This is a genomic window from Microcystis wesenbergii NRERC-220, from assembly GCF_032027425.1.
Taxonomy (GTDB): domain Bacteria; phylum Cyanobacteriota; class Cyanobacteriia; order Cyanobacteriales; family Microcystaceae; genus Microcystis; species Microcystis wesenbergii_A.
The window spans coordinates 526,001-538,236 of sequence record NZ_JAVSJA010000001.1 but is presented as its reverse complement, the minus strand read 5'-3'; the positions used below and the strand labels follow the sequence as shown (position 1 = coordinate 538,236).

7 protein-coding genes and 5 pseudogenes are annotated in these 12,236 nt (G+C 39.7%); 4 read left to right on the top strand and 8 right to left on the bottom strand.

Translation table 11 applies throughout. From position 1 onward, the window contains the following. Positions 1–27: 27 nt before the first annotated feature. The 4 genes from gvpN to gvpA (RAM70_RS02720) form a co-directional block, all read right to left on the bottom strand. On the bottom strand, positions 28–1,068 hold the full coding sequence (gene gvpN / locus RAM70_RS02735) for a gas vesicle protein GvpN (RefSeq protein WP_045360986.1): 1,041 nt from the start codon (positions 1,066–1,068) through the stop codon (positions 28–30). Between the two features lie 1,335 nt (positions 1,069–2,403). Then, positions 2,404–3,042 (bottom strand): gas vesicle protein GvpC, encoded by a 639-nt coding sequence (gvpC, locus tag RAM70_RS02730; protein ID WP_045360983.1) that lies wholly within the window; start codon positions 3,040–3,042, stop codon positions 2,404–2,406. 442 nt (positions 3,043–3,484) lie between these two features. Then, positions 3,485–3,700, bottom strand: coding sequence for a gas vesicle structural protein GvpA (gene gvpA, locus RAM70_RS02725; protein ID WP_002735503.1), 216 nt, complete (start codon positions 3,698–3,700; stop codon positions 3,485–3,487). A 374-nt stretch (positions 3,701–4,074) separates the two neighbouring features. Then, a complete protein-coding gene (gene gvpA, locus RAM70_RS02720; protein WP_425311603.1) occupies positions 4,075–4,317 on the bottom strand; it encodes a gas vesicle structural protein GvpA in 243 nt (80 codons plus the stop codon). A 638-nt stretch (positions 4,318–4,955) separates the two neighbouring features. Here gvpA (RAM70_RS02720) and RAM70_RS02715 point away from each other — a divergent pair. After that, positions 4,956–5,526: pseudogene (locus RAM70_RS02715) on the top strand (IS701 family transposase); the annotation flags it as partial. A 297-nt stretch (positions 5,527–5,823) separates the two neighbouring features. Here the strand turns inward: RAM70_RS02715 and RAM70_RS02710 are convergent. Then, entirely contained in the window at positions 5,824–6,681 is an 858-nt protein-coding gene (locus tag RAM70_RS02710) for an IS5 family transposase (RefSeq protein WP_312675779.1), read from the bottom strand. 143 nt (positions 6,682–6,824) lie between these two features. Here RAM70_RS02710 and RAM70_RS02705 point away from each other — a divergent pair. Then, positions 6,825–7,886 (top strand): annotated as a pseudogene (locus tag RAM70_RS02705) (ISKra4 family transposase). A 39-nt stretch (positions 7,887–7,925) separates the two neighbouring features. After that, positions 7,926–8,645: pseudogene (locus RAM70_RS02700) on the top strand (transposase); the annotation flags it as partial. 297 nt (positions 8,646–8,942) lie between these two features. On the opposite strand, the gene RAM70_RS02695 reads toward RAM70_RS02700, so the two are convergent. The 3 genes and pseudogenes from RAM70_RS02695 to RAM70_RS02685 form a co-directional block, all read right to left on the bottom strand. Further along, positions 8,943–9,263 (bottom strand): hypothetical protein, encoded by a 321-nt coding sequence (locus RAM70_RS02695; RefSeq protein ID WP_312672184.1) that lies wholly within the window; start codon positions 9,261–9,263, stop codon positions 8,943–8,945. A gap of 62 nt (positions 9,264–9,325) precedes the next feature. Next, positions 9,326–10,006 (bottom strand): hypothetical protein, encoded by a 681-nt coding sequence (locus tag RAM70_RS02690; RefSeq protein WP_312672183.1) that lies wholly within the window; start codon positions 10,004–10,006, stop codon positions 9,326–9,328. Positions 10,007–10,458: 452 nt separating this feature from the next. After that, positions 10,459–11,253, bottom strand: a pseudogene (locus tag RAM70_RS02685) (IS701 family transposase); the annotation flags it as partial. A gap of 124 nt (positions 11,254–11,377) precedes the next feature. On the opposite strand from RAM70_RS02685, the pseudogene RAM70_RS02680 reads away from it, so the two are divergent. Further along, positions 11,378–12,235, top strand: a pseudogene (locus tag RAM70_RS02680) (IS5 family transposase). Position 12,236: the final 1 nt, after the last annotated feature.

Genomic DNA, 12,236 nt, shown 5'->3' with positions numbered 1-12,236 from the left:
TGGTTTCACCCAATTAAGAATATAAAATTAGTCTTTTTGCTTCAGCAAGTTCGTTCGTAGTAAAGATTGAATGGCTTTTAACGATTGATTTCCTGTCAAAGGCTCAGAAGTTGACGCTTGGTCATCGGAAGGCTCCTCTTCCTCTACAACGGATAAGGATTCTACCAGATTGTTGTCGAGGATTTCCCATAAAATAGCTCTTGAGCTATCAATAGGTAAGCTTGTGCGGGACAAGAGAACATCCGCACAGATATCACGGAAGTCGGCATCAGCGGAGTTAGCCACAATATCGTGAGAGGCGCAGACTTTAGCAATCATTAAACAAGAGCGCAAACCCGACGTTTTTTCAGTCGCAGTTTTCAAGCGAAAGGTTTTGACGAGGTTGACAATAAATAAAGCATCTTCTCGACCAATCCCCGTTTTTTGGGCAAGAATTTCAGTCTGAGTCAGTTGATCTGGTTCAGGCATATTAATGGTTACCAACCGATCCATTAAAGCATCTTGGGTAGCATGAACCCCACAATATTCTTCTGGGTTGGAGGTGAAAATTGCCCGAAATTGAGAATTGACTTGTAGGTAATCGGGTTGATGGCTAGTGGGCGGCAGGGTGAGAATTTTTTCTTCCAAGGCAGAGAGTAAAACGTTGTTGACCTCAGGTCGAGAACGATTGAACTCATCATAAACTAGGGTAAACCCCTCTCGACAGGCCATTGTTAACCGAGAATCCACCCAATTGTGTTTTAGCTCGTCTTCAACTTTGAGAACGCTGTGGATATAGTTATCCATCAGTTTTTTGTGGGTATAACCAGACTGGCTACCAATTAAATCGGAACTGGTAAAGTCATCATCGCCAAAGATCAGCATCACGGGTCTGGCTAAACAATTGGCCAGGTGCATTGCCAAGGTTGTTTTTCCCGTTCCTGCTGGACCACATAGATGGATGGAAAAACCAGCGTTTAGATAACGTAAGGCGCGAGTGGCAACTTGATCAATCGAAGGCGTAACAACAAACTGACCAGGGCGAAGGCAGAGGACGGATCTTCTTGTTTGAGTTTCAGTAAATGTCATAGTTGAAATCTAGTAAATACCATTGTTGACATCCTCACCGCCGTAAACGGACGGTGATTCCTCACCACGCCACCTTTTTAGGATGGTCGCTGAATGGGGTTGACGCTTCACCAAAAAATGCTTAATTGCTTAAGTCTGACACTTTCTCCACGTCCATTTAAAGTCTCCGAATGCCCGACGGCGACTGATTTAATTTTGGTTTATACATACCGACCTGCGGTACGTTTTGCCTCTAGCATGGAGTTCCCATCGTCCGTCAGCTTCCCCTCACTCATCGTTGACCCTGAGCGAAGCCGAAGGGTCAACCCGTTGCAGGAATTTCAACCTAGTATATTTATTCGGTCGTATCTATGATAGGGCGGGTTTTTTAGACCACTCAGATTTTAACACAAAGCCGTCCTAAAACGACGGGGTTTTCAACCCAAATTTTCGATAATCCCCGCCTTAAGCCCACGGGTATTCTCGATCTAACAACTGCTGGTTCAGGTTTCCCCTTAATAACCGAGTAGGCAAGTAGGCTTGTGTTACCCGAATTTTACGGCAAGTTTAATCGTCTTTGGCTTTTAAGGCTTACCTCATAATAATATCACAAAAAATTAGGAACTGTCATCAATTAGATCTAGAACTTTGATTCTGAAGGTATTTCAGGATATTCATTAGTCAAGGGGCTAAGGTTCTAAAACCCTTGTCTAGATTACTTTTCCAGACTTGAACAATGACAATCCCAGATGCAGTCCTTTTGACTTACCTCCTTTGTCAATAAAAGACTAATAATGACAACATTAACCATAAACTAAGTGAAGTTTTTTGACATCCTCACCGCCGTAAACGGACGGTGGTTACTCACCACGCCACCTTTTTAGGATGGTCGCCGAATGGGGCTTCGACGGTGAGACTTCGGACGTTCGGCGATATCAGTCGAGCGGACGGTGAGGCTTCGACGCTGAGATCACGGCCGAAGCCTGAGGGAAGCACAAGGGTCAACCCGTTGCTGGAATTTCAACCTAGTATGTTTATTGGAGGAATATCTATGATAGGGTGGTTTTTTTAGACCACTAAAATTCTAACACAAAGCATCCCTAGAAGGGGAGGGGTTTTCAACCCAAATTTTCGGTAATACTTTTTAATTTACCAGATTCCTAGAGCAGCCCAAGCAGTAACCCACCACTCCTAAGTCGAGTCTAGAAACTTAAAAAAGCAGAACCAGCATGGTAGGTTTAAAACCAAAGGCTTATTGTTGTATTTTCAGACAGTCCTCTAGTTTATTCAGAAAAATGGACTAGAGGGTTTTTACTCTAGCCCTAGGCTTAAGTGGGTTGGAATTAACCTAGAGATTTATTTGCCAAAAACGTAGATAGACAAATCTTGACGAAACTGACGCAATTCGTCTTTTAGCTGTTTCGCTTCCGCTAAACGTCGTTCTTGAAATTGACTTAAATCATCCTTCACCTGTTTAGCTCGATCCAGATGAAGTTGACGTAAGTCGTCCTCTAGCTGTTTCGCTGCCGCTAAACGCTGTTCTTGAAATTGACTTAAATCCTCTTTCAGTTGTTTAGCTCGATCTAGATGCTGTTGACGTAAGTCGTTCTCCAGCTGTTTCGCTGCCGCTAAACGTTGTTCTTGGAATTGACTTAAATCGTCCTTTAGCTGCTTGGCTCGATCTAGACGCTGTTGACGTAAGTCGTTGTCTAGCCGTTTCGCTTCAGCTAAACGTTGTTCTTGAAATTGACGCAAATCCTCTTTTTGCTTTTCCGCCTGAGCTAAACGCTGTTTTTGGGTAGCTGTTAAAAATGCGAGGCTTTCTTGTTGAACTTTTTGGAAAGATTGGCGCAAAGCAGTTGCCTGTTCCTGCGCTTGGTCTTGTCTTTTCGTTTTGACATCCGACAGAAAAGCTTGGACTTCTCGCGAGAGTTCAGCTACTTCTTCAGCAATCGATAAACGCTCCTGGCGGAACTTTTCCATGAGAGCAGGCATGGGGTTGTCCTCAATTACTAAATACTATGGAATGGATTAGACCCAATCACCCGTTAAAAAAACCTTCACGGGGACTGGGGGGAGAGACAGTATATTTCGACTTTTCTTAATTATCCCAAAGTTGAGGTAGGGGACTACCCCAGACTAAGGGGCGCAACTTCCTACCCAAAGAATTGCTTTCTATTCAGAAAAATAGTGAGCCTTACACTCTGGTGATGGGCGGTAAACCTAGCTACAAAGGTCGAAATCACGGTTACAAAAATAATTTGTATGGGTCTAGCTTTGTTTTCGCTATCCTTTGCCGTGCCAACCTGATCAATTATAGACTATTGCGCCCCAAGAGAGGGGTAACTAAACTCAATAGGGATTTAAAGAAAAGCCGAGAATCTGGAAAACCCAGTCGGGTTTTAACTCAGCCGATGGTAGAATCTGTGATAGATTCTTAAGCAGGAACCGCCGCAGATTGGGTCAGACCAACAGCTTCAGCATACTTGAGGTAGGTTTCAACCGAAGCGATGACTACACGAGCTTCAATCGCTAATAATTCGATGCCCACCAGAGAGACGCGAGCCCAGGCATCAATAACGATACCTTTGTCAAGGATACGATCAATAACTTCAGCCAAGCTAGAGGAAGAATTAGTTTTTTCAACTGCCATGGTAATAGACCTTTTTGTTAGTTGTGTAGAAAGTGTACAGCGCTGATCCAAATGTTGAGATAGCGAACCACCGCATCTCAAGGAGCGCAGCTTCCCAACCCCAAATGACTTTCTATTCCGAAAAATAGTGAGCCTCACACTCTGGTGATAGGGGGTAAACCTAGCTACAAAGGTCAGAATTGCGGTTACAAAAATAATTTGTATGGGTCTAGCTTTATTTTCGCTATTCTTTGCCGTGCCAACCTGATCAGTTATAGACTATTGCGCCCCAAGAGAGGGGTAACTAAACTCAATAGGGATTTAAAGAAAAGCCGAGAATCTGGAAAACCCAGTCAAGTTTTAACTCAGCCGATGGTAGAATCTGTGATAGATTCTTAAGCAGGAACCGCCGCTGATTGGGTCAGACCAACAGCTTCAGCATATTTGAGGTAGGTTTCAACCGAAGCGATGACTACACGAGCTTCAATCGCTAATAATTCGATGCCCACCAGAGAGACGCGAGCCCAGGCATCAATAACGATACCTTTGTCAAGGATACGATCAATAACTTCAGCCAAGCTAGAGGAAGAGTTGGTTTTTTCAACTGCCATGGTAATAGACCTTTTTGTTGTTTTCATAGAAGGTTTACAGGGCTGAAATCATCAAGGTTTCAGAAATCCATTTGGTTGGTTTTCTTGCCTTCATCACTTCAGCATTTGAAGAATAACACTCTTGTTTTGTCGGTGTCAATACCTAATATCAAGTTTTTTGTTAAGAAATGTGGTGAATTCTCAGTTTTGTGCTTAAGAAATGTGGTCAATTCTCAGAAAATGCGGGTTAAGGTCATTGCTGGTACCCTTTTTTCTGAGCAAAACTTCCCATATTGGACAGCAGGGCGAGCGCACCTATAGCGGTTTTCAGTCTAATAAGGTATAGTAAATCCCTTGATAGATAGGCGTTTCAGCGTTTCAATCGGGACTCACTTCTGTGAAAACCGCTATAAAAACAATACAAATACAAGAACCTTGCAGGGATAACTGGACTTGCCCCCAAGAAAAATAATCAAACCCTTACCCCAAGGTAGTCTTGGCGATTGTTCGACTACCCTTGACTGGCTACCATCGACTCGGAAGGTTAACTGGATCGTCTTTTGAGTGATCGCACCTATGCTTTCCTGATCAAGCGATCGCTGGCTCTATTGGGACTTAAACGCTCAACAAAGGTTTAATCGAGTATAATCGTTACAGAATAAGCACTTAACGTTGAGAAATCGGCGATGAAAGAGACAACCCCTAGCGATGCCCCCCTGCTTTGACCGATGGTGTCGGCGGTTTGACAATTGCTTCAAAAACGAAGCGCAAAAAAACGGCTTCAGACAATATTTAGGAGGATTATTAGGGGAAAGTGAGAGGAAAAACCTCCCTCAAATGGCCAATAATGCCGTCGGAGTAGTTTATAACCGATTACATCACTTTTTGACCGAATCGCCCTGGTCAGACCGTCAGGTAAATGAATGTCGCTTGCAAGTGATGAACCAATGCCGCCAGACGCAAATCCCCCGAGGATTTACGCTGATTGTCGATGACTCAGGACATCGAAAAAGTGGCAATCTGACCGCCGGAGTTGGCAGGCAGTACTCGGGAGAAATTGGCAAGACAGACAACGGAATAGTCGCCGTCACTACTCATCTCTACGACGGCAAAAAAAGTGTACCCCTAGACATTGAAATTTATCAACCGGCTAGTTCCTTAGCCGAGGGGAAAGAAGACAAAGAATTTCAGAAGAAACCAGAGATAGCGATAGATTTAATTGACCGGAGCTTAACCAGAGGCTATCGGGAGCAAGTCAGTTTTGCAGAAGAGTGCGCTGGAGACCGGTAGAAGAATCGAGTAAAATAGGGATATATCAGAACTCTTGCAAATTAATTATATGTTATAATGATGGGTTAACTAATTTTCCCCAAAAAATTAGTTAATCAGTACATTCGTCCTGAATGAAAACTTGAAGTTTAACTTTTAACTCAAAACTCTTTAGAGCTGCTTTAATTTGGTTATCAAAACCTCTTTATTTAAGCGGCACAAACTATCTCAATTTTTATAATTGAGAATAAATTCTCCTTGACTTGATTAATCTTTAGGCAACTTTTAAGAAGCTGCTATACCTATCCCTAACTCACAGTTATAAATAGCCGCCAACAAGTTAACTCTTAAACTATATCTTCGACGACGATTCCGATATTTACAGGATAAGATTTTAAAGATTTTGAGTTTCCTATTTATAGGTTCAATGATAATCCTTTCTTTGGCTAAAGCCTTGTTATACTCTTTTTCTAACTCTGTTAATTTTCTATTTTTCGGTTTCTTTTTCGGTGTATAACTATTACTATGGTATGCAGCTATTCCCTGATAACCACTGTCTTCTATGCTGGTAGTTAAAGGATGAAAACGAACTCGACTTTTTTTAAATAAACTAAAATCATGACCTCTGCCTTTCCCACAAAAGACACAGATAATTTCCTCTGTATTTTGATCAGCTACTAATTGGGATTTTAAAGTATGATAACCTCTTTTACCCCCCAAAAAATCTTTCTGTTTCTTTTGGGGGCGTTCAATGGGAGTTTCCGTTACATCCATTACCGTTACGACCGGTATCTCTGCTTGATTGAGTAAAGCTTTTTTTCCTTTTAAACGGAAGTTTCCCGATTGTAAAAGCATTTTTTCCGTCTTATTTACAATCCGACCTATAGTTGATTCTGATAGTTCCCAGCTTGTACCAATGTGAAAATATGTTCTATATTCTCGCCAATATTCTAACGTTACTAAAACTTGTTCTTCTATAGATAGTTTAGGTTTCGGTCCCCTTTTAGATGGTGAATTAGAGTCGGCTTCAACACTTTTTACTGATTCTACCATCTTTCTATATGTTTGTTTATACACACCGAAACGGCGTTTGAATTGTTCATCTGATAAGTTTTGATAATCCATAATTTTGCTAATAAACATAGCAAAATTATAGATGATTTCCTGACCTAAGATCACATTTTATTCTTTTTTCCACTTCAATCTAAGAATTGAGAAAAAAGCAAAACCTTATATTAGACCATAAAAAAATTATGCAAGAGGTCTATCAAAGGAGGAAACGGTCAATGAACCCAGAAAACCAGAAAAAACTCCAAGAATACGCCCGAGGAATCGCCGAAATTCTCTATCAAGAGGCCGCTCCCGAAGACTTAGCCAGTTTAGGGGATATTGAAAAAACGATCCGACAACAGACTTTAGATTATGTTACCCCCCAATTAGGAATTTTTTTATCGAAAAAACAACGGGAACAAAAGCGGGACGAGAAAGAATTCTAAAAAGTATAATCGGTCAACTACCCGTCACCGAAAAACAAGCGGAGTATTTACATCTGGAATCCCATCAAAGAATTAGTCCAGCTTTAGAGGAATGTTGTTTAAGGTTAAGTGCCACGGTTTCTTACAAGAATGCAGAAAAGGCTCTACCCAAATACACGGGAATAAAAGTTTCCGAGAAAACGTTACAAAGAATTGTCGAGCGCCACGAGTTTCCCGAGGAAGAAGTAAGAGAAACTATCAAAGAAATCAGCTTGGATGGTGGGAAAGTACGCTCTTTGAACGGAGACAAAAGGAGAATCGTGCGTTTGGAAAGATTACAAGGCGATCCGGGCAGATAATCTAGTGACCAAAGCCACGTTCAGGGAAAACGAGGTTTGAATCGAGTGGGTAAATCGGCAAGAGTTGTCCGATCCTCTAACCTGTCTAGGAGACGGTCATCCGGGGATATGGAAAATCATCGGACAGATCGAAGCCCCAGTCGAAAAACGAGAGGTTTTAGATTGGTTTCATCTGGTGGAAAACCTGTATAAAGTCGGAGGTTCCCAGAAGAGAATTCAAGAGGCGGAAAGCTTGTTATGGAAGGGAAAAGTCGAGGAAACTATCGCTTTATTCTCTTCTTTATCGAAAAAACAAGCGGAAAATTTCTGTAATTACTTGAGAGAGCATTGTCATCGAATAATCGATTATTCTTATTTTCAAGAGAACGAAATTTGTTCGATTGGTTCAGGAGCGGTGGAATCAACGATTAAACAAATCGATAGACGCTTGAAAATTTCGGGAGCGCAATGGAATGAAAGGAATGTACCTCAAGTTCTCAAACTTCGTTGTGCGTACCTGAACGGAACACTTTGAACGAGGCTTGGTACGTTTGTTCTGACAAAATTGACTTGCTCCCGAGGCTATCGACCGAAAATTGTGTTAATTGATGCTGGCTATGGCAACAACACGAGTTTTCTAAAAGCCCTAGAAGAAAGAAAGCTAAAATACTTAGGAGGAGTAGCCAAAAATCGAAAAGTAATTATTGAAAAAGAAGGGGGTGGAGAAGAAAAAATCCAGCTTGAGCAACTAGCAAAAAGCTTATCAGAAGGGGATTTTGAGAAAATAACTATTCAGCTAGAGCGAGAAAAAACGGTTTGGGTAGCAGTATTCAGTGCGAAAATATCTAGCCGAGAAGGAGAAAGGAACTTTGCTATCGTCATCAAGGCAAGTTCAATTGAAAAAGCTACAGAGGTGGACTATTTCATCACCAATGTAGTTGAGGCAGATACAGTAACAGCGTCGTGGATAGTGAGGACTTACACCGAAAGAAATTGGGTGGAAGTATTCTACCGAGAATCGAAGGGATGGTTAGGGTTAAGAGAATATCAAGTCAGGGATAAACGAAGCTTACTTCGTCATTTTATCTTGGGGTTTTGTGCCTATACATTTATCTTGTGGCATAAGTTAACTGGGGGATTGCAAAGGCGGTGGGCGAATCGACCTTTAAACACTTTTGTGGAAGCCTTGGAAACTTTTCGGACAGCGATGTCTTTCCGTTTCTTTGAGTGGCTGACCGAGAATCTGGATGTGTTTGCCGCTTACAAAGCCAGTTTAGGTCTTGTTTGGGCTTAAAATTTGTTTAAGTCCCACTAGGACGGATGCCCGGGTCGGGAAGGTAAGACTTGCTAAGCTAAAACGCACTTAAACCACCTAAAATCAGTAGATGGAAAAGTTTGAATAACCAGAGTATTTAGTAACATCTGATACAAAATACTTAGAGAAATTAATTAAGAAAACTTATGTTTAAGAAAAAAGACTATTGCTAAGTAGTCGTGCAAAATTAATTTCCTAGTGAAGATAGGCAAGAGGCACTCTTGCAAGAGGCAAGAGGTGTTTAGATATGTGTAATTAATTTTGCTTAGGTACTTATTAGCCAGAAGGCAAATAGATGGTATCAACAACTTGATAGATTTTATCAACGGCTTGCCTTAAAAACGAGAGCATTTGTTGAAAAGTAAATAACTCTCGATAAATTAAGCGTCCCCCACGTCTCGGAAAACAAACTTTTCGCCATAATAAATTAACCCAAATATTAACAAGAAGAAAGGAAATTCCGATAAATAATAAGCGAATAACTGGCTTTTTATTGGGAGTTTTAAGGCGACAAATATTTTTAATTCTATAGCTAGTCTCAATGCCAAAACGTTGACGATAAGCAGTATGAATATAATCTAGTTTAATAGATGGCAAATAAACTACATATAGCGGTAAGCGATTGAGTGAGATACAGACTAAGCTTTGCCTAGCATGGTTTATAGCTCGTGACACTGTACCTCATACGACTGCACACCGCTATAAGCAAAATATTCAATTCCATGCTGGTTTCTTTTGCCTTTTTTGTACTTACAAACTATCCATAAATCAAAAGTTACACAATTATTTTGGTCTTGCCCCATAGTATAAGTAGTTTGATAACTTTTATTTCCTTGAATCAATTGCTTAATTCCCCCTGTTTTACCTCGAATAATTGCTGGCATAATGAAAGGTATTTTCAAAGCTTGTAGCCAACGAATAACAGCAATACTAAAAAAGCCTCGGTCTAAATAAAGAGTTTTAAAATCTATCTTTAGAAGAGAGCCTAATGCTAATAAATAGGTAATAATGGCGACAGTTGTGTCCGTATTCCGAATTCCTCTAATAGCTAAAGTTAATCTTTTTCCTTTTTTAATAAGATATAAGGTCGCATAAGCATAAAATGAGCAAGTTCCCTGTTTAGCCTGACTTCGGTAAATATAAGGTTTTTCGCTATCAGATGGTTCACCATAATAAGGAATTAAATTTAGGTCAATTGCCAACTTAAGCTTTCTTTTTTTGATTCTTGGCAATACCTGACTTTGTAAGGCTAGATTAACTTGGGATTCTAAAGTATCAAAATCATTTATTTTGTCTAAATGATGGCGAATATTTCGACCACAGCTAGAATTTTTAAGCATTTTAGCTGTGTTTTAAATGCTGTCGCAATTGCTGGCCGCCCTGACTAATATTTGATACAAGTCTGAGGCAGTAAATCCCCCCTGAGTTTCGAGAGGAATATGTTGAATTAAACAATCAATTGTTGTTGGTAATGTTTCTGATTCTGTTAGTAAAAATTGGCAGTTTTCGTTAATCAATTTTCAAATTTATTGCTGAAGTTTATTGATTTTATTATAACATTTTTATGTTTTTTTTGAGCGATTTTTTCTTTAATTAGTCAATTTAGATATAGATAACTTTTACTTATCATTGACCAGTGCTTAAGTACACGAATACTAAAAATACTAATTTTTTAGCCCCTATCATTTAGCGATCGCTATTGGACAAAAACTTTTCCATCTACTGAAAATAGAAATAGTAATTTTGGCTCTCCTAGACTGGTTATAGCAAATTAGTGGGACTTAAACAAATTTTAAGCCCAAACAAGACCTAAACTGGCTTTGTAAGCGGCAAACACATCCCGATTCTCGGTCAGCCATTCAAAGAAACGGAAAGACATCGCTGTCCGAAAAGTTTCCAAGGCTTCCACAAAAGTGTTTAAAGGTCGATTCGCCCACCGCCTTTGCAATCCCCCAGTTAACTTATGCCACAAGATAAATGTATAGGCACAAAACCCCAAGATAAAATGACGAAGTAAGCTTCGTTTATCCCTGACTTGATATTCTCTTAACCCTAACCATCCCTTCGATTCTCGGTAGAATACTTCCACCCAATTTCTTTCGGTGTAAGTCCTCACTATCCACGACGCTGTTACTGTATCTGCCTCAACTACATTGGTGATGAAATAGTCCACCTCTGTCGCTTTTTCAATTGAACTTGCATTCATGACGATAGCCAAGTTCCTTTCTCCTTCTAGTTGAGATATTTTCGCTCTGAATACCGCTACCCAAACCGTTTTTTCTCGCTCTAGCTGAATAGTTATTTTCTCAAAATCCCCTTCTGATAAGCTTTTTGCTAGTTGCTCAAGCTGGATTTTTTCTTCTCCACCCCCTTCTTTTTCAATAATTACTTTTCGATTTTTGGCTACTCCTCCTAAGTATTTTAGCTTTCTTTCTTCTAGGGCTTTTAGAAAACTCGTGTTATTGCCATAACCGGCATCTATTAACCCGATTTTCGGTCGATAGCCTCTGGTTAAGCTCCGGTCAATTAAATCTATCGCTATCTCTGGTTTCTTCTTAAATTCTTTGTCTTCTTTCCCCTCCTTTAAAAGACCTCTTGCATATTTTTTTTATGGTATGATATAAGGTTTTGCTTTTTTCTCAATTCTTAGATTGAAGTGGAAAAAAGAATAAAATGTGATCTTAGGTCAGGAAATCATCTATAATTTTGCTATGTTTATTAGCAAAATTATGGATTATCAAAACTTATCAGATGAACAATTCAAACGCCGTTTCGGTGTGTATAAACAAACATATAGAAAGATGGTAGAATCAGTAAAAAGTGTTAAAGCCGACTCTAATTCACCATCTAAAAGGGGACCGAAACCTAAACTATCTATAGAAGAACAAGTTTTAGTAACATTAGAATATTGGCGAGAATATAGAACATATTTTCACATTGGTACAAGCTGGGAACTATCAGAATCAACTATATGTCGGATTGTAAATAAGACGGAAAAAATGCTTTTACAATCGGGAAACTTCCGTTTAAAAGGAAAAAAAGCTCTACTAAATCAAGCAGAGATACCGGTCGTAACGGTAATGGATGTAACGGAAACTCCCATTGAACGCCCCAAAAAGAAACAGAAAGATTTTTTGGGGGGTAAAAGAGGTTATCATACTTTAAAATCCCAATTAGTAGCTGATAAAAATACCTAGGAAATTATCTGTGTCTTTTGTGGGAAAGGTAGAGGTCATGATTTTAGTTTATTTAAAAAAAGTCGAGTTCGTTTTCATCCTTTAACTACCAGCATAGAAGACAGTGGTTATCAGGGAATAGCTGCATACCATAGTAATAGTTATACACCGAAAAAGAAATCGAAAAATAGAAAATTAACAGAGTTAGAAAAAGAGTATAACAAGGCTTTAGCCAAAGAAAGGATTATCATTGAACATATAAATAGGAAACTCAAAATCTTTAAAATCTTATCCTGTAAATATCGGAATCGTCGTCGAAGATATAGTTTAAGAGTTAACTTATTGGCGGCTATTTATAACTGTGAGTTAGGGATAGGTATAGCAGCTTCTTAAA